This window comes from Paeniglutamicibacter antarcticus (assembly GCF_039544305.1).
GTDB classification, from domain to species: domain Bacteria; phylum Actinomycetota; class Actinomycetes; order Actinomycetales; family Micrococcaceae; genus Paeniglutamicibacter; species Paeniglutamicibacter antarcticus_C.
Genome location: NZ_BAABLK010000029.1, coordinates 15,535 through 38,310 on the forward strand (window position 1 = coordinate 15,535; position 22,776 = coordinate 38,310).

The following is a 22,776-nucleotide window of genomic DNA, read 5'->3' on the forward strand; positions in this document are numbered from 1 at the left end:
TGCCGCGACTAACCCGAGGCAGCGGCGCCACCGAGTTCCAGCAGTGCCGCGAGGCTTGCCTCCCACGCAGGGTCACCCGGGGTGATCAGCCCGTAGTGGTCCCCGTCGAATTCCCGGTAGGACACCGGCACACCGGCTTCCCGGGCACGCATCGCGACGGATCGTGCCAATGAAACGGGGACATTGCCGTCCTGGCGTCCGTGCAGCATCACCATCGGCACCCGGGCCAGCTCGCCGGCTGCAGGATCGGCCAGCTGCCAGGCTGCGGGATCGGATTCGGGAGTGGTGCCCATCAGTTCGCCAGCGGCATCATTGCTCAGGCCCATGCCGTGCGCAAGGTGCAGGTCCAGCACCCCGGCCTGCGACACCACGCCGTCCAGGCCGCGGCCGCCTCGGACCTGGGACCCCGGTGCGCCATCCGGCAGCAGCAACCGTCCGGCAGCCCAATACGCCAGGTGTCCACCGGCGGAGTGCCCCAGTGCGACCCGCGGGCCGTCCGCGATCCCGGCTGCTCCGAGGGCCGCATCGAGCCCGTCGATTCCGGCGGCGACATCCAGGAAGGTTTCCGGATAGCCGCCGTCTCCGCCGGCGGTACGCCGGTACTCTAGGTTCCAGGAGATGATTCCGTGCTCTGCCAGGTCTGCGGCCGGCGGACGACCGAGTTCCGCACCGTAGGCCTGCCGCCAGAACCCCCCGTGGATGATGATTGCGATTACCGGGTGCACCCGGTTCTCGGGGACCCACAGCTCGGCGTACTGGCTGGCGTGCGCACCGTAGGGGTGCCGCGTCGGCACCACTGTATGGCCCACTAGCGGCCCGGGAAGTCAGGGGTCGACTTGGCCACGAAGGCCGCCCGACCCACCACGGAGTCCTCGGTTTCGAAGGCCTTCGTGAAGGAACGGGCCTCGGCTTCCAATCCGTCCGCAACGTTCAACCCGGCGATCTCGTTGATGGCGTTCTTTACGTTCGAAACCGCCGTGGGCGCCTTGGAGGCGATCTCGGCAATTGTAGCCAAAGCGGCCTCCAACAGCGCCTCGTTGTCATCGAGTACCCGGTTGACCAGCCCTATGCGCAACGCCTCGTCGGACTTGATGCGTCGTCCGGTGTAGATCAGTTCGCGGGCCATGCCGATGCCCACTCGCTGCTGCAGGCGTACGGATCCGCCAAAGCCCGGCACCAGGCCGAGGTTGACTTCCGGCTGACCGAAGCTTGCGTTCGCCGAGGCGTAAAGGAAATCACACGCCATCGCCAGTTCACAGCCGCCGCCCAGGGCGAAACCGTTCACTGCTGCGATCACGGGGACCGGCAGGGCCTCGAGGCGCAGCGTGACATCATGCATGCGTTTTCCGTAGGCCAAGGCCGCGTCGGGGTCCATCTGGTTCATTTCCACGATGTTGGCCCCCGCGACGAAGGCCTTCTGGCCGGAACCGGTGATGACGATGCCGCGCACCGGCCAGTTGGCGTCGGTGCCCAGTCGCGCCAGCACTCCGGTGAGCGCGTGCAGGTCTTCGACCACGGCAGCGGCCAGTGCGTTCATCGACTCAGGCTGGTTGATGGTCACCAACAGCGCTTTTTCGCGATGCTCCACGAGCAATGTCTTGTACGTCCCGAAATCCATGTGCACTCCCTAGATGGCTAGCTTTTGAGACCAGCGTCTCATGTTTGGCGTGCGGGTGCCGCGTTGGCACGCCCACAAGGCCCCCCACCTCCCCGGGGTCCACGCGACGGATCAGCGTTTGTTGCTCCGGGGCGCGGGTTTTGCCCCGCGCTTAGCTCCCGGTTTTCCTGCGCGTGCACCGGACTTCTTCTTCGCGGACTTCGCGGACTTTGCGGTCTTGGTCGCCTCGGTCGAAGCACTTTGCCGGTTCTTGCGTGCTTCGACTGCCTGCTCCTGCTGGCGTTGGGCCACGGAGGCTTGGCGGGAGGAATTTTCCCCACGCCCTCGCACCACACCAATGAATTCCTCGATCACGGGGTCGGCGGGATCGTCCCCGGCCGGAGCCAACCAGGCGATGCCGATGCTCGTGGTGGGGACACCTGTCAGCTCCTTGTGCACGACATCCTTGCGGTTGTGCAGGCGCGCAACCCCCAAGGGAAGCACCAACAGGCCGGCGCCCGAGGAACATACCTCCATGGCCATGGCCGTCCCGCCGGCGGTTTTGGGATACTCGGCAAGGTCGAGGAAACTCTCCCCTGCCAGCTCTTCAAAGGGCACGGTCTCGTCATAGAGCTCGATGTCGTGGTCCTTGGCGGCGCAAACGACTTGTTGCTCGTCGTAGAGCGGGATCACGTGGACCGACGGGGTCTTGGGCGAGGCGCCGGTGGCGAAGCGGACGAAGACGACGTCCGATTCACCTTCATGCAGGCGCGCCAGGATCTCGGTCCCGTCATAGCGCTGGGCCTGCAGGGGGTTCTGTGGATAACGTTCGTTCCACCTGGTTAGCCACTTGCCGGGCGTGACGCCCGGTACATAGGCGATTTTTAGTCCTGTCACCACCCCAGCGTACCGGTACGCTTGGGCGTATGAGCGAGAAAACCACACAGAACATGAAGCCGGCGACAGCCGCGAAGAAATTGGGCATCTACCTGCCCGCAGCCCCGGCCGAGTTCCAGGAAGAACCACTTTCCCGGGCGGGATTCAACGAACTGCTGACCACCCCGCCGGAATGGCTCGAGGAATTACGGGCCAAGGGCCCTCACCCGCGCCCCGTGGTTGCCCACAAGCTGAACGTCTCGATCTCGGGCTTGGCGCGCGCGGAAATCACCGACGCGTTGACCACCGCGCAGATCGATGAGCTGCTGGCCGACCGCCCGGTGTGGTTGCAGGAAGAGCGTGCCTCGCTGGCCGCGGTCCGTGCAGAAGAAAAGCGTGTGCGTGATGCTGCGGCCGCCAAGGGCGACCGCAGCTAACCACGAATCAATTTTCTGCGCTGACTACTTGGCGCCCTTCTTGACGGTCTTGACGATGTAGACATCGCACGGGGCCGCGTGTGCCACGGAGGTGGCCACGGAACCAAGCACCCGTCCGAGGCCCTTCATGCCGACGTTGCCGACCACGATCAGCGTGGCCTTCAGGCGCTCGGCTTCCGAGACCAGCACTTCCTGCGGCTTGCCGTGGGCTGCCGTTGCGGTGATCTTCGCGTTCGGTACGGCGATCCGCAGACCAGTCGCGCACTGCTCAGCAACCTTCCCGGCCTGCTCGGCGTCGTCCAGGATCCAGGTGTCGGTGCCGATCTTCACGACTTCGGTGTTGTCCGAGGTGTGAGCCGTCACGACGACCAGCTCGCCATCCATGTCGGAGGCGAGGCGTGCTGCACGTTCGGCGGCGCGCTGAGCTGTTTCGCTACCGTCAACACCGACGATGATAATTTCTGCCATGTTCTGACGCTCCTTGTAGTGTGGCCGCCTACGGCGACCGGTGATGGGTGTAAAAATTGGTTTAGGAAACATTCTGCCGCAGGAAGTCCACGGCCCTGCCCCACGCCACACGCGCAGCCTCGGGGCGGTAGTTGCCCGCCGGATTCTCGTCATTGTGGAACGCATGATCTGCGTCGTAGTAGTAGAACTCGACCTCGGCTCCCGATTCCCGGCGGATCTGCTCTTCCTGGGTGTGCGCCTGCTGCACCGGGTACATGGAATCAGCATTGGCGTAGTGACCTTGGATCTTGGCCCGCACCCCGGTGTAGCTCTCCGGCACCCCCTGGCCGACGCCGTAGAAGGGAACCGCGGCAGAGACCCGCTCTCCTTGCTGGGCCGCCAAGGCCAGTACAAAGCCGCCTCCCATGCAGAATCCAATGGTCCCCACGGTGGAGCTGTTCACCGAGTCCAGGCCCAAAAGGTAGTCCAGTGCACCGGCAAGCAGCTTCGCAGCGACTTCCACGGGCAGCTTGGACATCATTTCCGCTGCTTCCTGGCCATCGTGGGTCACCGAACCACCGAAAAGATCCGGAGCCAGGGCGACAAAGCCCTCTGAAGCCAGGCGATCAGCGACGTCGCGGATGTGGTCAGTCAGTCCCCACCATTCCTGGATGACGATGACCCCGGGCCCCTTGCCGGCTTCGGGGAGCGCAAGGTATCCGTGTGCCGTCTGCCCTTCGGACGGAAATGAAACGTTCTGGTGCGGTGCCTGAGACGCCATGATGCCGACTGCTCCTGTTCCTACATGCTTCTTTGCCTAAGGAAAAGCTCGAACGACTCCCAGTCTATGCATGGTAACAAGGCCCACGCCCCCAAATCGCCGCAGATTGCATCACATGCGCCCTCTCCCCACGGCTTTCAGACCCAATCCCACCCGAGCAACCCGCAAATGTCCTTGGACACCCGGGTTTACGCCGGGTACGCCCGACCACGTAGCCTCGGGCGCCAAAGGGGCCCGCTGGTGCTCCCCGTGCACACGTTTCCAAGCCTGTAGGCGTCCGTGGGCGGACCGGCGGACAAGCGCACCACCGGCCTTCAACGAGGTCCGGGAACAGTTTCCGTACGTTCCCGTGATTCGCACCCTTAACACCAAAATGTCCCCCCGGCCAAAGACCGGGGGGACATTTTCCATATGTGCGCGAGGGGGGACTTGAACCCCCACGCCCTTGCGAGCACTGGCACCTGAAGCCAGCGCGTCTACCAATTCCGCCACTCGCGCATATTCACTACTGTTTTCGTCAATGACTTCAACAGCGAGATCAATCATATACACGGGGTACCCAGATCAACTAATCGAAAAGATCCTTGTGATCAGGCCCACGTTGCAGCAACCTTTGGAAGTGCCCGTTCGTTGCAGAACAATAGGCCGGTTTCACCACAATGAGCCCCACATAAAATCCAAGACAAGTAGTATCGAACAAGGCGCAAGGCAACCAGGCTCTGCGACGCCATGCCAATAACCGTGCAACAGCACGCGTTTGAACCAGGAAGGGAGCGAAGCGATGGGTCTTATTGACAATGTTGAACGTGGACTTGAAAAGCTCGTCACCAGCGTCTTCCGCGGCGCCGGCAGCTCCGAGGTCAAACCGGTGGAGATCGCTTCGCGCTTGCGCAACCAAATGGATGCGAAATCACTGACCATTTCACAGGCACGAACTCTCGCACCGAACCACTTCATCATTCGCCTCTCGGACCAGGACTTCGCCCGGGCCCGGGAATGGGGAGCCCCCCTGGCCAGGGAGCTGTGCACCACTGCGCTGGAACACGCCAAGAGCCAGGGGTACACCCTGCAGGGCGCGGTGGAAGTGAATTTTCGCAAGGACAGTGAGCTTAAGCCGGGAGGCTTCGAAATCGATGCAACCACCTCGGAGGCTTCCGCCCCCGAGGTGCACCAGGCTCCTGCTGCACCGCCGGCGCCAACCGCTCCCCCACGCGAAACGCCCAAGAGACAGCCGGTGCTCGACATCGCCGGCCAACGGTACGCGCTAAACCATCCCAGCATCGTGCTGGGGCGTTCTGCCGAAACCGACATCCCCATCGAGGATCCAGGCGTTTCGCGCCGGCACCTGAAGATCGAGCAGCGCGGTCCGTCGACCTGGGCCGTCGATCTGGGCTCCACCAACGGGAGCTTCGTCAACGGCAAGAAGATCGTTGGTGAAACGGAACTGCACGACGGCTCGAACATCGCCATGGGGCAGACGCGCATCGTATTCCGGCTACTCCCCCAATCCCAAGGAGACCGTGCGTGAACGACCTAGTGTTCACCGTGCTGCGGCTCGGATTTCTAATCTTGCTGTGGCTGTTCGTCCTGAGTATCGTCGGCGCGCTCCGGCGCGACCTCGCCATCGGCACCAAGGCACGGGTCGGCACACCGACCGCCAGGGAAATCCGCAAGGATCCTTCGCTGGCCCCACCGGTGGAGGCCCCTTCCAAGCAGCAGGCCCGGACGCTGGCCATCCTAGAGGGGCCGCTTACCGGCATCGAACACGAGTTGAATTCCACTCCTGTCTTGCTGGGCCGCGCCCAAGAGGCGACCATCGTGCTCGAAGACGACTACGCCTCAGGACGCCATGCCCGCCTGTTCCCGCAGGGAACCCGCTGGTTCATTGAAGACCTCGGTTCCACCAACGGAACCTTTCTGGGCGATGCCCAACTCACCCGTGCACAGCCTGTTGAGCTAGGACAGAAAATTCGGATCGGTAAGACGGTCATGGAGTTGAGGCCCTAGACATGGCGTTGATGCTGAATTTTGCGGCGCGGAGCGATGTTGGAATGGTCCGCACAAAGAATGACGACTCCGCCTACGTGGGACGCTACCTGGCCGTCGTTGCCGACGGCATGGGCGGTCATGTCGGCGGCGATGTCGCCAGTGCCTCCACCGTGCTTGACCTCGTGCACCTGGATGTTCCCGAGACCCCGGATCCCGAAACGGTCCTGCCTGACGAGATCCAGGCGGCGAATTTGGTGCTCAACGAGCTGGTCAACGCCAATCCGAAGCTGTCGGGCATGGGCACCACCGTCACCGCAATGTTGCTCACCGGAGATGTGCTGCAATTCGCCCACATCGGGGATTCGCGCGCCTACCGCCTGAAGAATGGCGTGTTCGAGCAGGTCAGCAAGGACCACACCTTCGTTCAACGGCTGGTCGACGAGGGCCGCCTGCGCCCCGAGGAAGCCGAGCTCCACCCACACAAGAATGTCCTTTTGCGTGTGCTGGGCGATTCGGACGCCAGCCCGGAACTTGACGTAAACCAGTACCCGGTCGAGCCCGGTGAGCGCTGGATGCTCTGCTCTGACGGATTGAACGCCGTTGTGCCCGATTCCATCACCGAGCGAATCATGCGCGGCACCGCTTCGCTTGATGAAACAGCCGAAGACCTGGTCGAAACAACGCTGGCCCATGGTTCGCCGGACAACGTGACAATCGTCGTCTTCGAGATCGTTGAGCATGATGGGGCACCTGTGCCGTCGCCGACAGATGAACTTACCGAGATCAGTGAGCCGGCCCCTGACACCGGGCAGCTCACGATCGCCGCCGGGGGCGACCTCGAGGCGAGTGCGGCCTTGATCCGCCACGAAATGGCGAAGCGCCCACACCTATTGGTCGGTGCCGCGGAGCTCGCCACCCAAACCGGCAAGATCCCGGTCGTGACGCAACGCTCGGGGGAAAAGCGCGCAGCAGCAATCCTGACGCACAAAACGCCTGCCGCGCAGGCAGCCCAGGAACAGGAAGAGTTCGAGGCTGCAGGGCGCCGCCCGCGGCGTTGGCTGGTCCCGACCTTCCTTGCCCTGATGACGCTGATCCTTCTCGCCGTCTGCGGCTGGGGCTACCTCTGGACGCAAACCCAGTACTTCGTGGGCAATCACGATGGCCAAGTGGCTATCTTCAAGGGTGTCTCGCAAGACCTGGGACCCTTGAAACTCTCCCACCTCGATACCTTGACAGAGATTCCAGTGGACGCACTGCCGCAATACACCCAGCAACGCATTGATTCCTCACTCCCTGCACGCGATCTGGCACACGCACAGACCATGGTCGGAGAGCTGCTCGTGACTGCCAAGCAACGATGCCCGGTCATCGTCCCGGAGAATCCGGAATCTGCCGGAAGCTTGCCTGTCCTGCCCCCGTACTGTCAGGAGACCACCCCATGAGCGAATTGAAAACCGTGCCGGTCCCGCGGCGCAACATGGAGCTGCTCCTGCTGTTGCTTGCCCTTGCCGTCGCCATGGGCGCCTATTACCTTGTCGGTGCAAACAGTGACAACGGGCTGAGCAAGGAATTCATCACCCAAGGGCTTTTCCTGGCCGGGCTTGCTCTCGTTTTCCACGTCATCCTGCGGATCTGGGCAAAATATGCAGATCCGGTAATACTTCCTGCCACCGTTGCCCTCAACGGCATCGGGCTGGCCATGATCCACCGCATCGACCTGGCGAGAAACGACGACACGGCACTGCGCCAGATCCTGTGGACGGGGGTCGCCATGGTGGTGGCCATGATCGTCCTCTGGGCCATCCGGGACCACCGAATCCTTCGGAGATTCACCTACATTGCCCTGGCAGCCTCGGTTCTGCTGCTGATCCTTCCCTTGATCAAGGGACTGGGCGTGGAAATCAACGGCGCAAGGATCTGGGTGAACTTCTTCGGGCTTTCCTTCCAACCCGGTGAACTGGCCAAGATCACCCTCGCCATATTCTTCGCCGGGTATTTGTCTTCCAACCGCGAACTGATTCTGTTGGCAGGCAAGAAACTCGGCCCGATGCAGCTACCCCGGGCCAGGGACCTCGGCCCCATGATCGTGGCCTGGATGGTCAGCATCGGCGTCCTAGTGATCCAGAAGGATCTGGGTTCATCGATCCTATTCTTCGGGCTGTTCATGGTGATGATCTATGTCGCCACCGCCCGAGTGAGCTGGATCGTCATCGGAACCCTGATGCTGGTCGGTGGAGGCGTCTTTGCCTACCTGACCATGGGGCACGTCACCCGCCGTATCGATGGGTGGATTAACGCCTTCGACCCCGATATCTACCACGCCGTCGGCGGCAGCCGACAGATCGTCGAGGGTTTATTTGGCCTCGCCAACGGTGGGTTGTTGGGTACCGGACTGGGCAATGGCAGCCCGTACATGGTGCCCTTGGCCAACAGCGACATGATCGTCGCGTCGTTGGGAGAGGAGCTGGGCCTCATCGGCATCGCCGCCATAGTGCTATTGTTCCTGATCCTGGTCAGCCGCGGCATGCGTGCAGCGCTGGGATCACGCGATTCGTTCGGCAAGCTGCTGGCGACCGGCTTTTCCTTCACCCTCGCCCTCCAGTGTTTCGTGGTCATTGGCGGGGTCACCCGTTTGATCCCGCTGACCGGCCTGACCACGCCGTTCATGGCTGCTGGCGGCTCATCCCTGCTCTCGAACTGGATCATCGTCGCCTTGCTGTTGCTGATTTCCCATAATTCCCGGCGCCCCATGCTTTCGGGGGTTTCTGCGACACCCGAGGTCGCCACGAAGGCTCCCCGCCGTTCCAGGAGCATCCTTGCACGCCGAAAGGAGGCACAGCTGTGAACCAAGCTATCCGCAACACCTGGATCGCCGTGATGCTGTTGTTCGTCCTGGGTCTGGGCGCATTGAGCTACGTCCAGTTCTTCGCTGCCAAGGACCTCAACCAGAATGCCTTGAACAACCGACAGTTGTTCCGGGACTTCGATCTCCCTCGCGGAGCGATCCTGGTTGACGGCAAGCCCATTGCCGAGTCGGTTCCCTCCGATGGCCAGTTCAAGTACCAACGTGTCTATACGGACCCGGAACTCTACTCGCACCTGACCGGCTTCTATTCCCTGGCCAACGGTTCCACCCAGCTCGAATCGGAAATGAACCCCGAGCTGACGGGCAAGAGCCAAGACCAGTTCTTCGACAGGGTCGTCGATCTGTTCTCCGGCAGGGCCAGTGAGGGGGCAGCCGTGGAGCTGACCATCGACGGCGACCTGCAAAAGCGTGTTTACGACCTCATTCCCGACGGGACCCGCGGAACCATCATTGTTTCCGAACCCAAAACCGGAAACATCTTGGCCATGGCCTCCAAGCCGAGTTATGACACCAACCTCCTGGCCGTGCACAGCTCCAAGCAGGCTGCGGCCAACATGGACAAGCTGTTGAAGTTGAAGTCCAAGGGTCTGAGCCCCTACCGGAACCCGGCCATCGGCAACCTCATCGCGCCCGGTTCCACGTTCAAGATCTTCGATATCGTCGCCGGCCTCGAATCGGGGGAATACAATGCGGACACCATGCTCGAAAACCCCTCCAGCATGAACCTTCCCGGTACCACAACCCCGCTGCCGAACTTCTATGGCGGTAACTGTGCGGCCCGGAACCCGGCCAGCTTCGCATTCATCGTGGCGCAAAGCTGCAACACCCCGTTCGCTCTGATGAGCGAGAAACTTGGCGCAAAGCCATTCGAGGACGTGACCGAGCGCTTTGGCTTCGGCCAGCAGGTCGATATCCCGATGAGCGTGGTCCCCAGCGTCTTCCCGCCCGGCCTCGACCCCGCTCCGTTGGCCCAATCGGTGATCGGCCAGCGCGATGTTAAGACAACACCGCTGCAGATGAACATGGCCGCAATGGGCATCGCCAATGACGGGGTGATCATGGCACCAAACCTGATCAAACAGGTCATCGCCCCCGATCTGCGGGTGCTTTCGGAGCACAAGCCCGAGGAATTCAGCACCGCAACCAGCAAGGAGATCGCCGACAAGGTCACCGACCTGATGCGCGGCCCGGTCAAGAGCGGTACCGCCGTGCGGGCCCAGGTCCCGGGGCTGGATATTGCTGCCAAGACGGGAACCTCGCAGTTGGCAAAAGGTTCCGGCCTGGTGAACTCCTGGATCACGGGTTTCGCCCCGGCCGATGACCCGGAGGTCGCCGTGACAATTGTGTTTGAAAAAATTGATTTCAAGACTGGGTCCTCCTTGACCAGTCCCAACCTGAAGAAGATTCTAGAGGCGGTGTTCAACCAGTGAGGCCAATTTCCGGTATTACCCTGGGCGGTCGATACAAGCTGACCGACCGTATTGCCATTGGCGGCATGGGTGAAGTGTGGAGGGCCAGGGACCAGGTCCTGGGCCGCCTTGTGGCGATCAAGATCCTCAAGGAGGAGTACACCGGGGACCCCGGGTTCCTTCAGCGTTTCCGCGTCGAGGCACGGCACACCGCGCTGCTGAACCACAACGGCATCGCCAGCGTCTTCGACTACGGCGAGGAGGGCGGTTCCGCCTACCTGGTCATGGAGTTGGTGCCCGGGCAACCGCTGTCAACGATCATCGAGCGTGAGCGCGTGCTCTCCCCCGATCGCACGCTGTCGATCATTTCTCAGACGGCCAAGGCGCTTGCCGCCGCCCACATCCAGGGTCTGGTGCACCGCGATGTGAAGCCGGGTAACCTGCTGATGCTGCCCGACGGACGAGTGAAGATCACCGACTTCGGCATCGCCCGCATTGCCGACCAGGTTCCGTTGACGGCCACCGGCCAGGTCATGGGCACCGCCCAGTACCTGGCGCCCGAACAGGCAACCGGCCAGCAGGCTACGGGAAGCTCGGACATCTATGCCTTGGGCGTGATCGGATACGAATTGCTGGCTGGGCGACGGCCGTTCACCGGTGAATCCCAGATCGCTATTGCCTTGGCCCAGGTCAACGACACACCGCCACCGCTGCCGGAGACGATCCCGCTGCCGGTTCGCTCCCTGGTGATGTCGATGCTGGCCAAGGATCCGTCAGACCGTCCCAAGGATGCCGATGCCTTGGCAGTGGCTGCCGATGCGATCCGTGCCGGGAACACGGAAACGGCCACGCAAGCAGTGCCCGGAATGCTGCTGTTCTCCGGCGCCGATGCCGCTACCCAGGCCATCAACCAGACTCCGATAACCCAGGGCAACGAAACCGTCGCATTGCCGTCGACCGACGCCACTGCCAGTGCCCCCATCACGAATGCCCTGCCACAGGTCCCCGCCGAGGGGTCCTCAGGCGGTGACGAGGGGAACTACACCACTGTCATGGGTGCCTCACAGCAGTGGGAGGACGAACCGGTCGGAAACTACGAGCCCGAGGATGCCCCTGTGCGTACCCCGGACAAAAAGGGCCGCAGCCCCTGGACCACGCCACTGATCGCGTTAATTATCTTGGTGCTGCTTGCGATCCTCGGGGCCTGGCTCATACCGGTGCTGACTTCAGGATCCTCGGACCCATCCTCGTCGGAGACCACTCAAGCGCCTAGCTCAACGGCTGCCTCAACGGTGGCTGTGCCGGACCTGTTCGGCTTAAGCGCTAGTGCAGCGTCCCAAGAATTGACCACTGCCGGCCTCAACCCGGTCGAGGGCAAATCCCAGGAGAGCTCGCTTGAAGTGGGAACCGTGATCGCACAGAGCAAGAACTCCGGCGACAAGGTCGAGCTCGGAAGCACTGTCACCTATATCCTGTCCCGCGGTCCCGCCGTAGCACCGGCTCCTCCTTCCCGGGAGCCAGCCCCCACCAAGAGCTCCACTGCACCCCCCGAAACCACTGAACCGACACCTACTCCCACTCCCACCAAAGAGTCCTCGGCACCGCCCGAAACCACTAAACCGACACCCACTCCCACCCCCACCAAAGAGTCCTCGGCACCGCCCGAAACCACTAAACCGACACCCACTCCCACCAAAACCACACCGGAGGCAGTCGCACCGGATTCTGGCAAAGACCCTGTCCCTGCTCCTGAGCAGCCAAAAGAATAGATGATGGTGTATAGACGGTGACCGAGGAACGGATTCTCAACGGGCGATATGTCGTTGAGGAACTCATAGGACGTGGTGGCATGGCCGACGTCCATTTGGGCATTGACCAGATCCTGGGTCGGAAGGTCGCCATCAAGCTATTGCGCAGCGAAATGACCCGCGACCCTATGGTGCAGGCGCGCTTTCGGCGCGAGGCCAAGGCCGTAGCAGGACTGAACCACCCCAACATTGTTTCTGTCTTTGACACCGGCGAGGAACAAAGGATGGTTGCCGGTTCAACCATCCAACTCCCGTTCATTGTGATGGAATACGTCCGTGGACGAACCCTGCGCGAATTGGTCAAGGCGGGGGAAATGACCAGCGACCTGGCCATCACCTACGTCTTGGGTGTCCTGGAAGCGCTGGAGCACTCCCACTCGATGGGAATCGTCCACCGTGACATCAAACCGGCGAACATCATGGTCACCGACCGCGGTGCGCTGAAGGTCATGGACTTCGGGATTGCCCGAGCCTTGGCGGATTCATCGAGCACCATGACCCAGACGCAGACCGTGGTGGGCACCGCTCAGTACCTGTCTCCGGAGCAGGCCCGCGGCGAGATCGTTGACGCCCGTACCGACCTTTACTCCACCGGGTGCCTGCTGTACGAGCTTTTCACAGGCCGGCCACCCTTCATCGGGGATTCACCGGTATCGGTGGCCTATCAACACGTTGGGGAGCAGGCACCGCCTCCGAGTACCCTGGTGCCGGAGCTGGATCCGATCTATGACTCCGTGGTCCTCAAGGCCCTGGCCAAGGACCGCGAAGATCGCTACACCGATGCCGCGGCCTTTGCCACGGCGCTGTCCAATGCCCGGCAGGGAATTCCGTTGCCGCCCGACGAGCTCACGGCGCCACTGCCCTATGCCGACGACCAGGCCACCTTTGCCTCGCCGGTGACGCACTCCGCCATTCCTTCGTCGTCTACACAGGCTTTCGCAGCGATCCCGCAAAGCCATACGGGCTACATGGAGCCCGTTGATGGTCCCCGCCACTTGGACGAGCCCTCGATGTGGGAACAAAGCCTACAGCGTGAACGCGATGAGCAGCGGGCGAGATCCAGGCGTAGTTGGACCGTGGCGGTATCCCTGGTCTTAGTCCTTGCCCTGGCAATTGCTGGTCTGTTCTTTTACAACTGGATGCAGGCCGAAGCCGAACGCAACGCACCGGTTACCATTCCCAGTCTTGTGAACATGTCCCAGGCCAAGGCTGAATCGACACTAACCGAGCTGCAACTCGTTCCACAGGTCGAAACGGTTTTCGATGACGAGATCAAGATCGGGAACGTCGTTGAATCCGATCCAGCCGCGTTGCAGCAGGTCCGGAAGGAATCCACGGTTCGACTGATGGTTTCCCAGGGTCCTGAGGCCATGGTCCTTCCTGAGGATCTCGCCGGCCAGTCCGAGGCCGGGGCCCGGCAGGTCCTGCGCGACATGGGATTCGAGATCGGATCGGTGACCCGGGTCAACCATGCCTCGATCCCCACCGATTGGTTGGTGAACACCGAGCCGAAACTCGGCAGCAAGGTCAAGGTCGGCACCACGATCGATTTGGTGCTATCTACGGGTTTAGTTGAGGTACCAAAGCTGATCGATCTCACGGTACCTGAAGCAACCGCGGTTCTGGATGAACTCAATGCGGGCGTGAGCATACTTACGACCGAGGAAGAAAGCCAGGACGTTGAGCCAGGAACCATCATCCGCCAGGTTCCCGAAATTGGTTCAACGTCTCCTCAAGGCGGCAACGTAACTGTTACCGTTGCCATAAAGCCGAAGGTTCCAGAGGAAAGCACGGAACCCACTCCCACAGAGAGCTCTCCTTCGGAAACGACCGAAAGTACTGAACCAACGGAGACCAGTTCCACTCCAAGTCCTGAGCCGGTGCCAACCCCGACGCCAACGGGAGAAACCCCAACGCCAACCCCCTAGTGCGGCAATGGCCGCAACGGGGATGCTTGGGAAGGAGCGATTTCGCCGGTGAGAACACTCACCGGCGAAATCGCTCCTTCCCATATGTTTTTCTAGAGCCCAGTGTCCCGAATCAACGGGCTAAGCGTCGATGCGTGATCAGCCGCGCCGTGCAGGCCCAATGATTCCAGCCAGTTGCCCAGCATTTGGTATCCACCCTCGGTGAGGACCGATTCAGGGTGGAACTGGACTCCCCACAGCGGCGCATCGCGGTGGACCAGGCCCATGATTGCGCCGCCTTCGGTTTCCGCGGTGATTGCGAGGGACTCGGGAATGCTCGAGCGCACGGCGGCCAGGGAGTGGTACCGCGTCGCGGTGAAGGGGCTGGGGATGTGTGCAAACACCTGGTGGCCGGTGTGGAACACGGGAGAGGTCTTGCCGTGCATGAGTTCTTCCGCATGCGTCACGATGCCGCCATAGGCCTCAGCCAATGCCTGGTGGCCCAAGCAGACCCCCAGCATCGGCTTGCCGTGCTCGCCACACCACTTGATGACTTCGATACACACCCCGGCATCGGCCGGCGCTCCTGGTCCGGGGGATACCAAGACGCCATCACGGGCCCGCGCCAATTCGATGACTTCGGCCAGTGAAAGGTCGTCATTGCGTATCACCGTGGTCTCGGCGCCCAGCTCGCGCAGGTATCCCACCAAGGTGTAGACGAAGCTGTCGTAGTTATCGATCACCAGGATCTTCGGGGCGTTCACGGGAGCATCAGGCCAATCGTTGATTCGGTCCAGGGGCTGTATTGGCTCAGCCAAGGGAAGACGTAGGTCATAAGCAATAGTACGGCGGCAGCGATCAACGCCAAGGACAGGAGGATGCGGATCCACAGCGGGCCGGGAAGACTGGAGAATATCCATGCGTACATGTGTGTGACCTACTTTTCCATTGTCTTTTTGACCACTGCGGCAATTTCCTTCGGCGGACCTGCATCTATCGGACGCCATGACTCCAACTCCGAGTACGCAATGATGCGCATCCGGGTGGTGAACGGCGGATGGCAACTGGTCATGGTGAGCATGGAGCTCGTGGGTTTGGCGCCGTTCTTGTGGGGCACCGGCCACAGCACTTCGCTCTGCGATGGATACACGATCTCGGTTTCGTTCCATTCGTACGTATAGAACCCCTTGCGTGTGTGCAGGTAGATCTTGTCGCCCTTCTGGAACTTGTCGATGTTCCAAAAAACCTGGCCGTGGGTCTGCCTGTGGGCGGCAACGGCAAAGTTGCCCGGCTCCCCCGGTGCCTGGGTCTCGGGGTAATGGCCGATGCCCACGTTGTTCAGCACGTCCATTCCCACACCGTTGGTGACCGGGTGTGCAAAGTTGCTGCCGAACCTCGGGATATAGAAGATCCCGAATGTTTCCCCGTCGGGAATCTTGGTGATGGGTGCCGGGCCGAAATCTTTTGTCGTTTCGTTGCCCGGGGCATCGGCCATCACGTCAAGGTCCTTGACGAACTCCGAGGTGACCTCCGTTTGGGCACGTCCGGCGTCGATGTTGGTCCACCAAAGTTCCCATCCGACAAAGAGCAACAGGACGATACCGACAGTGATGAGGATTTCACCGAAACCGCCCAACAGGCGCTGCCCGATCGAGGGCCGGGGGCGCGTCCGCGATGCGGAACGTGTCATGCGAAATTCCCTCACTGCCACGTGGAACACCGCGAAACCTGCTGGTGCCCAGTTTGAGCGGATAGTATTGGATCAAAGCGTGACGTCGGGAAGCGTTCCCCTTCGGCACACCCTTAACACCTTACCGTTCCGCCACGGCCTCGTTGGAGATCGTGTCGACGCTCAAAGACTCAAGGAGCAGCAATGCCTGAATCCAGGACACGTCGAAAAAACCGCAAGCCACAAGGCGGCAGCGCCGTACGGGCCGAAGACAAGCCGTTGCCCAAATGGTACAAGCCGGTCATGTTTGGCTTGATGATCCTGGGTTTGATCTGGATCATGGTCTATTACGTCGCCCAAACCGCGTTCCCGATTCCCGGAATCGGCGGATGGAACATCGTGATTGGCTTTGGCTTGGCCATGGTCGGTTTTTTCATGACCACCGGCTGGCGCTAGCTCACCGCTTTTAGCCCGATGATGCAGCCCACCAAACCGATGATCAGCAGGATCTTGATCATGCTGACGGCTTCCCCGCCGAAGATCATGCCGTAGGCGACAGCAATGCTCGCTCCGATTCCCACCCAGACAGCGTAGGCGGTTCCTGTGGGGATCTCCTTCATGGCCCAGGCCAGTCCGGCCATGCTGATCACTAGCCCCACACCAAAGATGACGGTGGGCACGAGCTTGCTGAAGCCTTCCGAGGCTCCCAACGCCACGGCCCAGACAGCCTCAAAGAGCCCCGAGACAATAAGTACGATCCACGACATGGCGCTGCACCGATTCCTTTCGGTGGCCGTCTTGTCGCTGTCCGGGTACGGCTCCCTCGTCCGGGGGCGCTTCTGCGCTCCAATACGCACAGCTTAGCAATTCCGCGTCCGTGCACACACCGCTCACACCAACTCCCAGAAAGGTTTGCCGATCCATGGTTCGCCCCACTGTTTCCCCAGGCACTCCAACCGCCACCGCCTCACGGCTCTCCCCCAAACGCCTGTATGGCTTTCTGGCAGCAGCCGAAATGCTCACGTGGGCCCTGCTGATCATCGCCATGGTCATCAAATACGGCGTCGGACCGGAAATCTACGTCCGGATCTTTGGGATGTTCCATGGCGTGGTGTTCATCGCCTACGGCCTGGTGACCATCTTCGTCTGGGCCAATGAACGATGGAGTGCTTCACGTGGCATCCTCGGTCTGGCGACCGCGATCATTCCGTTCGCCACTCTGCCCTTCGAACGGGCCATGCTGCGCCGAGGGTTGCTCAGCGACACCTGGCGGCTGGCACCCGGCGGCGATACGCCCCGAGGCCCACTCGAGAAGATCCAAGCCGTGGCCCTGCGCAGCCCATGGTTGGCCGCACTTGTTGGCGTTGTCTTGGTAGCTGGCATCACCTTAGTGCTCCTGTTCATTGGCCCCCCAGGCGGCAGCAGCAGCTAGCAAGCGATCTCCATCAGTTGCCGGAACCACTCTGGTGGTTTCCGGCGACCGGTCCTTTGCGCGCACATAGACTTCCTTGCGGATTGTTGCCACGATGTCGCCCGTCGAAACGAGTATGTCCACGCGGAACCACATCGTGGCTTTTCCGTCCCGGGCCACGCTTACCCTGAGATCGTCGACGCGTTTTTCCTCCAGCTCAATGGCGCATGTCAGGGTTCCGGATACGAGCTTGCGGAAGTCGAACTCACCGCTTTTGTCCCACACAATGTGCCCGAGTCCGATGTTGTACAGCACCATCATCATCCAAAACGGATCCGTCATGGAAAACAACGAACCACCGAAATGGCTTCCCACGTAGTTCATGTTCCGCGGATGCTGCCTCAGGAGTACCGCGGCCCGTCGCCAGTCCGCAGCGATTTGCTTGACCTTGATCCCCGCACTCCAGAACGTCGGCCAGAGCGACCTTCAAGATCGCACCACCCGAGGATCCCCGGTCATCCTTGGCGTCACCTTAAGCAGATTATTGAGGATCGAGGCCTTTCCTTGGCGCTTTTCCGGTTACTCATGGACTCAGGCTAGACGCATAAGTTACCTTCCAGCAGGATCCTTCATGCGCGCTACCGTTCCTGGTGCAGCCGGGAGGATCTGGCAGCATCCGTGACCAGTGCCGTGAGCATGTCCAACGCCCGGGAGGGAACCTTCCATCGCTGCCAGTACAGATTCACGTCACTGGTCCAAGCCTGGTTCAGGCACACGAGCGAGCCGTCATCCGGCTCCTGGATTTCAGGAATCATGCCCCATCCCATCGAAGCCGCCACGGCCGCCACATAGACGCGCGAGTCAGGGACGAAATATTCCGTCGGTTTCTCCGGACCGGCTCCTCCGACGATGTTCCAGCGAATCGAACGTTGCAAACCATCGGTGCGGTCAAAGCTCACCATCGGGGCTTCAGCGAGCTCGGCGACGGGGTCGACACCCGGCAGCCATTGGTCCGTGAAACCGCGGCTGGCCATGGCCCGGTAGCGCATGGTGCCTAGGTAAAGCGCCGAGCACCCCTGCACAGGGGTGTCTTTTGTGGTCACCGCGCCCATCACCCGTCCCGACCGAAGCAACTCCGTTGAGTGTTCCTCGTCGTGACGCAGGATTTCACACACCATGAGGTCTTGGGTTGCCAGGCCTCCCAATACCGGGGTGAACCAGCTAGCCAGGGAATCCGCATTCACGGCAATGCTGAGATCCGTGCGGCGGGGTTCAACACCCGTCGCCGTTTGCAGGCCGAGTGCCCGGTGTGCCTCGGCTGAGAGCATGTGGGTTTCGCGTGCCAGCCGAAGTAACACGTCCCCGCTCCCGGTGGTTCGAATCGGTCTCGAGCGGATGAACAACACACTGCCTGCTTGTTTTTCCAGTGCTTTGAGCCTCTGGCTAACCGCTGAGGCGGTGATGTTCAACTGCCGCGCTGCTCGTTCAAGGGTTCCGGCTTCGATGACGACCTTGAATGTCTGCAGCTGTTCGGCGGGAAAGTCCATAGTAAGGGATTCTAATGGACGCTTAGATACTTTAGCTCGACACATCTTTGCGGCAGTGCATATCCTCGGTTAGTGACATTACTTCCCTTCGTATCTGGCTTAGCCACCGGCCTGTCCCTGATCATTGCCATTGGTGCCCAAAACGCCTTCCTCTTGCGCCAAGGAATCCGCAAGGACCATGTAGGGGCCACTGTCTTGATTTGCGTGCTTTCCGACGCTGTATTGATTTTGGCCGGGGTCGCCGGATTCGGTGCACTGCTGGCCGTGGCCCCGTGGTTCATCTCCGTTGCCCGCATAGGTGGAGCAGGGTTCTTGCTCGTCTATGCCCTCTTTGCCGCCAAACGCGCCTTCAGTTCGTCCGCGTTGGAAGCCACCACAATGTCCGGGAAGACTACGGCCCACACTGCTGTTTTAACTGCACTGGCACTGACATGGCTCAATCCCCACGTTTACCTCGACACCGTGATTTTGCTTGGATCCGTCGCCGCGGCACAGGGTGATATCGGGCGATGGGCATTTGGTGCCGGCGCAATCCTGGCAAGTACGTTCTGGTTCGTGTGCTTGGGTTTTGGCGCACGGTATCTGCGTGGCTTCTTCGCCAGCCCCAAGTCATGGCGTTTTCTTGATGCCGTTGTAGCCGCCTTGATGTTGGCACTGGCACTATCGCTGCTGCTGCCTGTCCTTGGATAGGGCATGCGGCACGTCGATTCGGAGTCCCTCTACGTTTTAGCCTGCAGCAGCGATTTTCCGGTACATGATCCCTTGGCGGACTGTCTTGAAACCCAGTCGTTCATACAGGCCAGTAGCCCCCGTGGGGCTCTGCACGTCCACTGACAAATCGACCTTCGTATATCCGGCCTCGAATGCGGCCGAGACCACCGCAGAGAGCACCCACGCGGCATATCCGTGCCCCCTGTCGCTTCGAGAGGTGCCCACCCTGGATATATAGAGTTCCTTGGATATCCATTCCGCACTCAAGACATAACACAGAGCGCGTGGTTCGGCCTCCGATCCGCGATCTTCCAGCAAGACCATGGAGTAGTTGCTCCTGAATGAGCGCGCGCCCGTCGTCGCTTCCCACTCCTCCACACTTTTTGGGGTCGAGCCCCAGTGGTCAGCGAATGCCTCGTTGTCCAGGAGCCTGACAATTTCGGCGATACGGGGGGAGTAGGAGAGGAGTCGGGCGCTTTCCGGGATTGCACCCGGGGGGCCGGACGGACAGAAGTTCCCTGGGCCCACCGCCATGTCCTGGAAGTAGCGGGCTGGCTCGTAGCCGCGGGCCAGGGCCATCAAGCCGGCACTGTGCCCAGGGGAATTTCCCCAGACATCGATGGTGAAATCGATACCAGGGAACCTTTCGGCCATCTTTTGCGTTGCCCTGAGCTCCAGGGCATCCATGATTTTTCGTCCATGCCCCTTGCGACGGTATTCCGGGGAAATCCCACCTCCAATGGAGATGCGTCCGCGTCCGTCGCGTAGCTGCGCACCCAGCCGAAGTTGGCCAAAACCGACCATTGCACCGCGATCCCACAGTCCCACGGTATCGTGCTCGGGGTCTACTCCCGGCTCCCCTAGTTCCTCAAGGAGATCCTCAGTTTCATAGAATTCATCGGTGGCATCGGAAACCGCCAAGGCATTGGTGAGGTCCGCCCATGCCTCCACGTGTTCGACGTGGATCGGTTCCTCGTGCATCTCGCTCCCCCATGGTGCTGTGAGTGGATTTCCTCATCGCGGCAAGGCTGCCGCAGTCCACTTTGCAATTATCCCCGGCCTTGCACAAAAGTGACGCCGCACCATCCATCGAAACTTAGTAACATGCTGTGCACTAAGTTATCCACAGGTGGGGATAAAGTTGTGGGTTTCGCCTCATTTCTCCCCAAATTGCTGCTCTTTCGGGGTTCCATCCAAGATGAACTACATGTGTGTAAGTTATTAACACTGTGGATAAGATGTGTGGAAAAGGCCCCTACGGCAATCGGGGATACATCAATATTCCGCGTAATCACGGGGGCTAGGTCATACTTTCGAAGAATGCAGGGGGACCTCCATTCGAATCGAGGCCGGTAACACTACACAGGTTGTGCACTAAGTTATCCACAGCTGTGGATGAAACTGTGCATATTCGTCAAAAGTTGCTTAAATACATGACGGACCGGCGTCAGCGCGGGCGCTGGAGCCGGTCCGTCGTAAGTGAATTACATGCTTGTGAGTTATTAACAGTGTGGATAACTCTTGTGGACAACTTTGTACGGTGCCACTAAGTTCGGCTTATCCAACTCGAACGTTGACGGCACCATACAAAGTCAAGGCCACCAACAACATCACCAGCAATGCGGTTCCTGCCCACTGCATCAATGCTTGCCTGTTCGCTCTCGGGGAATAGGCAAATACCGCTGCCATGGCAGCACCCAGAATCAGGCCGCCAACGTGGGCTTCCCATGCGATCCCGGGGAAAATGAATCCGATCACGAGGTTGATTACAATGAGGACAACGATCTGCATCGTCTGCACCCCTCGCGAACGCAGCAACACGAACATGGCTGCGAAGAGGCCGAAGACCGCGCCCGAAGCGCCCAGAACCGGAACCCGCGGATCGGTGATCAGCAGCACGGCAACCGATCCGCCCAGGCCCGACACAAGGTAGAGGGCGAGAAAGCGCAACCGCCCCAGCATCGGCTCAAGCACGCGCCCGCAGATATACAGCGCGTACATGTTGAAGGCGATGTGCCCGATGAATGATGTGGAGTGGGCAAACATCGAAGTCGCCATCCGCCACGGTTCCGGCTCGAAATAGCCGCTGGTGTAAAGACCCGCGTAGACCAAGTGGTTGGTGAAGCTGGGAATCAGCATCTGCAGGCCGAAGACCACCACGTTGATCGCGATCAGCACGTAGGTGACGATCGGTCGTCCATCTGAGGCTTTTCCTCCGAACACCGTCCGAGTGCTCGGCAATTGTTTGTTTGCCTCCCGCACGCAGTCCACACACTGGGTACCGACGGCCGCCGCAACCTGGCATTCGGGGCACGCCGGTCTATAGCACCTCTGGCAAGTGACATAGGAGATCCGCTCCGGATGCCTTGGGCATACCGGGGCTTGCGCGGCCTGGTTCGGGTTAGACAGTCCATAGGACATGGAAATGATGCTCCTGTGTGAGTACGTTCGTGGTTCCGGTGTCCCCGGAACCGGTTCTTGCCGCGGTTTTGCCCCCGAAACCGAGGAGATAGACCTTACCCCTGGCGGGATTCATCTGCCCACCGATGCAAAACGGCCCCATTGGACCATCCCGCGCCCGTCATCCACGTTTCAGGGAAAGGTGAACAACAGGCCGGCGGGTCGTCAATGGGGCCGTCCGCGTTTATCGGTGCAGGGAATGCGCCCGAAGCACGGGGCTAGAGTGCAGCGATGTCGATGCTGTTGATGACTACGTCTTCCAGTGGCTTGTCACGGCCATCGGTCGGAACGACGTTCAGCTGGTCAACAAGCTTGCGCGAAGCTTCTTCAGTGACATCACCGAAGATGGTGTGCTTGCCCTGCAGCCAGGTGGTCGGGATAGAGGTGATGAAGAACTGGGAGCCGTTCGTGCCCTGCCCCATCTGGATCCCGGCGTTGGCCATGGCCAACTTGTAAGGCTCGCGGAAATCAAGCTCGGGGTTGATTTCGTCGTCGAAGCGGTAGCCCGGGCCTCCGGTGCCCTGGCCCAGCGGATCGCCGCCCTGGATCATGAAGTCGGAGATGATGCGGTGGAAGATCGTCCCGTTGTACAGCGGGGTGTTGGCCTTTTCCTCGCCCGAGCGCGGGTCGGTCCAGGTTTGTTCTCCGTTGGCCAGGCCAACGAAGTTCTTCACGGTCTTCGGGGCGTGATTACCGAAGAGGTTAACGACGATGTCGCCCAAGGTGGTGTGGATGGTGGCTGTGTGCGTTGGGATTGCAGTCATTCAGTCATTCTTCCATGAGCACTTGAGCTACCGCTGCGATTGGCTACGCGTTCAGTGAACAAGGGCAGGGGTTTGCATATATGCCGGGCAGGTAATG

General features: G+C 60.8%; 24 protein-coding genes, 1 tRNA gene, 1 pseudogene and 1 riboswitch. Of the genes and pseudogenes, 11 read left to right on the top strand and 15 right to left on the bottom strand.

The annotated features are described in order from the left end of the window. Positions 1-8 precede the first annotated feature (8 nt). The 3 genes from ABEA12_RS10260 to ABEA12_RS10270 form a co-directional block, all read right to left on the bottom strand. A complete protein-coding gene (locus ABEA12_RS10260) occupies positions 9-809 on the bottom strand; it encodes an alpha/beta hydrolase family protein (protein WP_210102267.1) in 801 nt (266 codons plus the stop codon). Further along, complete coding sequence (locus tag ABEA12_RS10265; protein WP_210102268.1) at positions 809-1,618, bottom strand: enoyl-CoA hydratase/isomerase family protein; 810 nt, start codon at positions 1,616-1,618, stop codon at positions 809-811. The genes ABEA12_RS10260 and ABEA12_RS10265 overlap by 1 nt, the downstream gene beginning before the upstream one ends. A gap of 111 nt (positions 1,619-1,729) precedes the next feature. Next, entirely contained in the window at positions 1,730-2,494 is a 765-nt protein-coding gene (locus tag ABEA12_RS10270) for a substrate-binding domain-containing protein (RefSeq protein ID WP_210102269.1), read from the bottom strand. Positions 2,495-2,523: 29 nt separating this feature from the next. On the opposite strand from ABEA12_RS10270, the gene ABEA12_RS10275 reads away from it, so the two are divergent. After that, the gene (locus tag ABEA12_RS10275) at positions 2,524-2,910 is read left to right on the top strand and encodes a DUF5997 family protein (RefSeq protein WP_210102270.1); all 387 of its coding nucleotides are present in this window, start codon (positions 2,524-2,526) and stop codon (positions 2,908-2,910) included. Between the two features lie 24 nt (positions 2,911-2,934). On the opposite strand, the gene ABEA12_RS10280 is transcribed toward ABEA12_RS10275, so the two are convergent. The 3 genes from ABEA12_RS10280 to ABEA12_RS10290 all read right to left on the bottom strand — a co-directional run bounded on the left by ABEA12_RS10280 (position 2,935) and on the right by ABEA12_RS10290 (position 4,636). Beyond that, complete coding sequence (locus ABEA12_RS10280; protein WP_210102271.1) at positions 2,935-3,378, bottom strand: universal stress protein; 444 nt, start codon at positions 3,376-3,378, stop codon at positions 2,935-2,937. Positions 3,379-3,439: 61 nt separating this feature from the next. Next, positions 3,440-4,138, bottom strand: coding sequence for a dienelactone hydrolase family protein (locus ABEA12_RS10285; RefSeq protein ID WP_210102272.1), 699 nt, complete (start codon positions 4,136-4,138; stop codon positions 3,440-3,442). 414 nt (positions 4,139-4,552) lie between these two features. After that, positions 4,553-4,636: transfer RNA gene (locus ABEA12_RS10290), tRNA-Leu, on the bottom strand. A 283-nt stretch (positions 4,637-4,919) separates the two neighbouring features. Between ABEA12_RS10290 and ABEA12_RS10295 the strand changes: the two genes are divergently transcribed. From ABEA12_RS10295 to pknB, 7 genes are read left to right on the top strand one after another with little or no spacing between them, the layout of a single operon-like run. Further along, a complete protein-coding gene (locus ABEA12_RS10295; RefSeq protein WP_210102273.1) occupies positions 4,920-5,666 on the top strand; it encodes an FHA domain-containing protein in 747 nt (248 codons plus the stop codon). Further along, the gene (locus ABEA12_RS10300; protein ID WP_210102274.1) at positions 5,663-6,145 is read left to right on the top strand and encodes an FHA domain-containing protein FhaB/FipA; all 483 of its coding nucleotides are present in this window, start codon (positions 5,663-5,665) and stop codon (positions 6,143-6,145) included. The genes ABEA12_RS10295 and ABEA12_RS10300 overlap by 4 nt, the downstream gene beginning before the upstream one ends. Before the next feature lie 2 nt (positions 6,146-6,147). Further along, positions 6,148-7,569, top strand: coding sequence for a PP2C family protein-serine/threonine phosphatase (locus ABEA12_RS10305; protein ID WP_210102275.1), 1,422 nt, complete (start codon positions 6,148-6,150; stop codon positions 7,567-7,569). Next, entirely contained in the window at positions 7,566-8,972 is a 1,407-nt protein-coding gene (locus tag ABEA12_RS10310; protein WP_210102276.1) for an FtsW/RodA/SpoVE family cell cycle protein, read from the top strand. Before ABEA12_RS10305 ends, ABEA12_RS10310 begins: the two co-directional genes overlap by 4 nt. Beyond that, positions 8,969-10,423: a penicillin-binding transpeptidase domain-containing protein gene (locus ABEA12_RS10315; RefSeq protein ID WP_210102277.1), complete on the top strand. Its 1,455-nt coding sequence runs from the start codon at positions 8,969-8,971 to the stop codon at positions 10,421-10,423. Before ABEA12_RS10310 ends, ABEA12_RS10315 begins: the two co-directional genes overlap by 4 nt. Then, positions 10,420-12,171 (top strand): protein kinase domain-containing protein, encoded by a 1,752-nt coding sequence (locus tag ABEA12_RS10320; RefSeq protein ID WP_210102278.1) that lies wholly within the window; start codon positions 10,420-10,422, stop codon positions 12,169-12,171. Before ABEA12_RS10315 ends, ABEA12_RS10320 begins: the two co-directional genes overlap by 4 nt. 17 nt (positions 12,172-12,188) lie before the next feature. Beyond that, on the top strand, positions 12,189-14,138 hold the full coding sequence (gene pknB / locus ABEA12_RS10325) for a Stk1 family PASTA domain-containing Ser/Thr kinase (RefSeq protein WP_210102279.1): 1,950 nt from the start codon (positions 12,189-12,191) through the stop codon (positions 14,136-14,138). 92 nt (positions 14,139-14,230) lie between these two features. On the opposite strand, the gene ABEA12_RS10330 is transcribed toward pknB, so the two are convergent. Genes ABEA12_RS10330 through ABEA12_RS10340 form a run of 3 tightly spaced genes read right to left on the bottom strand, consistent with a single transcriptional unit; the run spans position 14,231 to position 15,807 of the window. Beyond that, positions 14,231-14,881 (bottom strand): anthranilate synthase component II, encoded by a 651-nt coding sequence (locus tag ABEA12_RS10330; RefSeq protein WP_210102280.1) that lies wholly within the window; start codon positions 14,879-14,881, stop codon positions 14,231-14,233. Then, entirely contained in the window at positions 14,878-15,045 is a 168-nt protein-coding gene (locus ABEA12_RS10335) for a hypothetical protein (RefSeq protein WP_210102281.1), read from the bottom strand. The genes ABEA12_RS10330 and ABEA12_RS10335 overlap by 4 nt, the downstream gene beginning before the upstream one ends. A gap of 9 nt (positions 15,046-15,054) precedes the next feature. Continuing rightward, complete coding sequence (locus ABEA12_RS10340; protein ID WP_210102282.1) at positions 15,055-15,807, bottom strand: class E sortase; 753 nt, start codon at positions 15,805-15,807, stop codon at positions 15,055-15,057. Between the two features lie 183 nt (positions 15,808-15,990). Between ABEA12_RS10340 and ABEA12_RS10345 the strand changes: the two genes are divergently transcribed. Next, entirely contained in the window at positions 15,991-16,242 is a 252-nt protein-coding gene (locus ABEA12_RS10345; RefSeq protein WP_210102283.1) for a cell division protein CrgA, read from the top strand. On the opposite strand, the gene ABEA12_RS10350 is transcribed toward ABEA12_RS10345, so the two are convergent. Beyond that, the gene (locus ABEA12_RS10350) at positions 16,239-16,553 is read right to left on the bottom strand and encodes a DMT family transporter (RefSeq protein ID WP_210102284.1); all 315 of its coding nucleotides are present in this window, start codon (positions 16,551-16,553) and stop codon (positions 16,239-16,241) included. The genes ABEA12_RS10345 and ABEA12_RS10350 overlap by 4 nt on opposite strands. Before the next feature lie 21 nt (positions 16,554-16,574). Next, positions 16,575-16,636: riboswitch (guanidine-III (ykkC-III) riboswitch) on the bottom strand. 72 nt (positions 16,637-16,708) lie between these two features. Between ABEA12_RS10350 and ABEA12_RS10355 the strand changes: the two genes are divergently transcribed. Further along, positions 16,709-17,218, top strand: coding sequence for a DUF3817 domain-containing protein (locus ABEA12_RS10355; protein ID WP_210102285.1), 510 nt, complete (start codon positions 16,709-16,711; stop codon positions 17,216-17,218). Here ABEA12_RS10355 and ABEA12_RS10360 read toward each other — a convergent pair. Both ABEA12_RS10360 and ABEA12_RS10365 read right to left on the bottom strand, forming a co-directional pair. Further along, positions 17,174-17,665 (bottom strand): annotated as a pseudogene (locus ABEA12_RS10360) (DUF4442 domain-containing protein); the annotation flags it as partial. The gene ABEA12_RS10355 and the pseudogene ABEA12_RS10360 sit on opposite strands and share 45 nt — an antisense overlap. 170 nt (positions 17,666-17,835) lie before the next feature. After that, positions 17,836-18,744 carry an ArgP/LysG family DNA-binding transcriptional regulator gene (locus ABEA12_RS10365; RefSeq protein ID WP_210102286.1) on the bottom strand — a complete coding sequence of 303 codons (909 nt, stop codon included), beginning with the start codon at positions 18,742-18,744 and terminating at the stop codon, positions 17,836-17,838. A 72-nt stretch (positions 18,745-18,816) separates the two neighbouring features. Here ABEA12_RS10365 and ABEA12_RS10370 point away from each other — a divergent pair, with 72 nt between their 5' ends. After that, positions 18,817-19,434, top strand: coding sequence for a LysE/ArgO family amino acid transporter (locus ABEA12_RS10370; RefSeq protein WP_210102287.1), 618 nt, complete (start codon positions 18,817-18,819; stop codon positions 19,432-19,434). 36 nt (positions 19,435-19,470) lie between these two features. On the opposite strand, the gene ABEA12_RS10375 is transcribed toward ABEA12_RS10370, so the two are convergent. The 3 genes from ABEA12_RS10375 to ABEA12_RS10385 all read right to left on the bottom strand — a co-directional run bounded on the left by ABEA12_RS10375 (position 19,471) and on the right by ABEA12_RS10385 (position 22,679). Next, positions 19,471-20,436: a GNAT family N-acetyltransferase gene (locus ABEA12_RS10375; protein ID WP_210102288.1), complete on the bottom strand. Its 966-nt coding sequence runs from the start codon at positions 20,434-20,436 to the stop codon at positions 19,471-19,473. Between the two features lie 576 nt (positions 20,437-21,012). Then, positions 21,013-21,696, bottom strand: a complete 684-nt coding sequence (locus ABEA12_RS10380) for a rhomboid family intramembrane serine protease (RefSeq protein ID WP_345468019.1) — start codon at positions 21,694-21,696, stop codon at positions 21,013-21,015. A 437-nt stretch (positions 21,697-22,133) separates the two neighbouring features. Then, the gene (locus ABEA12_RS10385) at positions 22,134-22,679 is read right to left on the bottom strand and encodes a peptidylprolyl isomerase (RefSeq protein WP_210102290.1); all 546 of its coding nucleotides are present in this window, start codon (positions 22,677-22,679) and stop codon (positions 22,134-22,136) included. Positions 22,680-22,776: the final 97 nt, after the last annotated feature.

Bases quoted from the DNA above. Each gene is read 5' to 3' on its own strand.
- ABEA12_RS10265 (WP_210102268.1), bottom strand. From the start codon at position 1,618: ATGGATTTCGGGACGTACAAGACATTGCTCGTGGAGCATCGCGAAAAA.
- ABEA12_RS10275 (WP_210102270.1), top strand. From the start codon at position 2,524: ATGAGCGAGAAAACCACACAGAACATGAAGCCGGCGACAGCCGCGAAG.
- ABEA12_RS10280 (WP_210102271.1), bottom strand. From the start codon at position 3,378: ATGGCAGAAATTATCATCGTCGGTGTTGACGGTAGCGAAACAGCTCAG.
- ABEA12_RS10285 (WP_210102272.1), bottom strand. From the start codon at position 4,138: ATGGCGTCTCAGGCACCGCACCAGAACGTTTCATTTCCGTCCGAAGGG.
- ABEA12_RS10295 (WP_210102273.1), top strand. From the start codon at position 4,920: ATGGGTCTTATTGACAATGTTGAACGTGGACTTGAAAAGCTCGTCACC.
- ABEA12_RS10305 (WP_210102275.1), top strand. From the start codon at position 6,148: ATGGCGTTGATGCTGAATTTTGCGGCGCGGAGCGATGTTGGAATGGTC.
- ABEA12_RS10310 (WP_210102276.1), top strand. From the start codon at position 7,566: ATGAGCGAATTGAAAACCGTGCCGGTCCCGCGGCGCAACATGGAGCTG.
- ABEA12_RS10335 (WP_210102281.1), bottom strand. From the start codon at position 15,045: ATGTACGCATGGATATTCTCCAGTCTTCCCGGCCCGCTGTGGATCCGC.
- ABEA12_RS10340 (WP_210102282.1), bottom strand. From the start codon at position 15,807: ATGACACGTTCCGCATCGCGGACGCGCCCCCGGCCCTCGATCGGGCAG.
- ABEA12_RS10345 (WP_210102283.1), top strand. From the start codon at position 15,991: ATGCCTGAATCCAGGACACGTCGAAAAAACCGCAAGCCACAAGGCGGC.
- ABEA12_RS10350 (WP_210102284.1), bottom strand. From the start codon at position 16,553: ATGTCGTGGATCGTACTTATTGTCTCGGGGCTCTTTGAGGCTGTCTGG.
- ABEA12_RS10355 (WP_210102285.1), top strand. From the start codon at position 16,709: ATGGTTCGCCCCACTGTTTCCCCAGGCACTCCAACCGCCACCGCCTCA.
- ABEA12_RS10365 (WP_210102286.1), bottom strand. From the start codon at position 18,744: ATGGACTTTCCCGCCGAACAGCTGCAGACATTCAAGGTCGTCATCGAA.
- ABEA12_RS10375 (WP_210102288.1), bottom strand. From the start codon at position 20,436: ATGCACGAGGAACCGATCCACGTCGAACACGTGGAGGCATGGGCGGAC.
- ABEA12_RS10385 (WP_210102290.1), bottom strand. From the start codon at position 22,679: ATGACTGCAATCCCAACGCACACAGCCACCATCCACACCACCTTGGGC.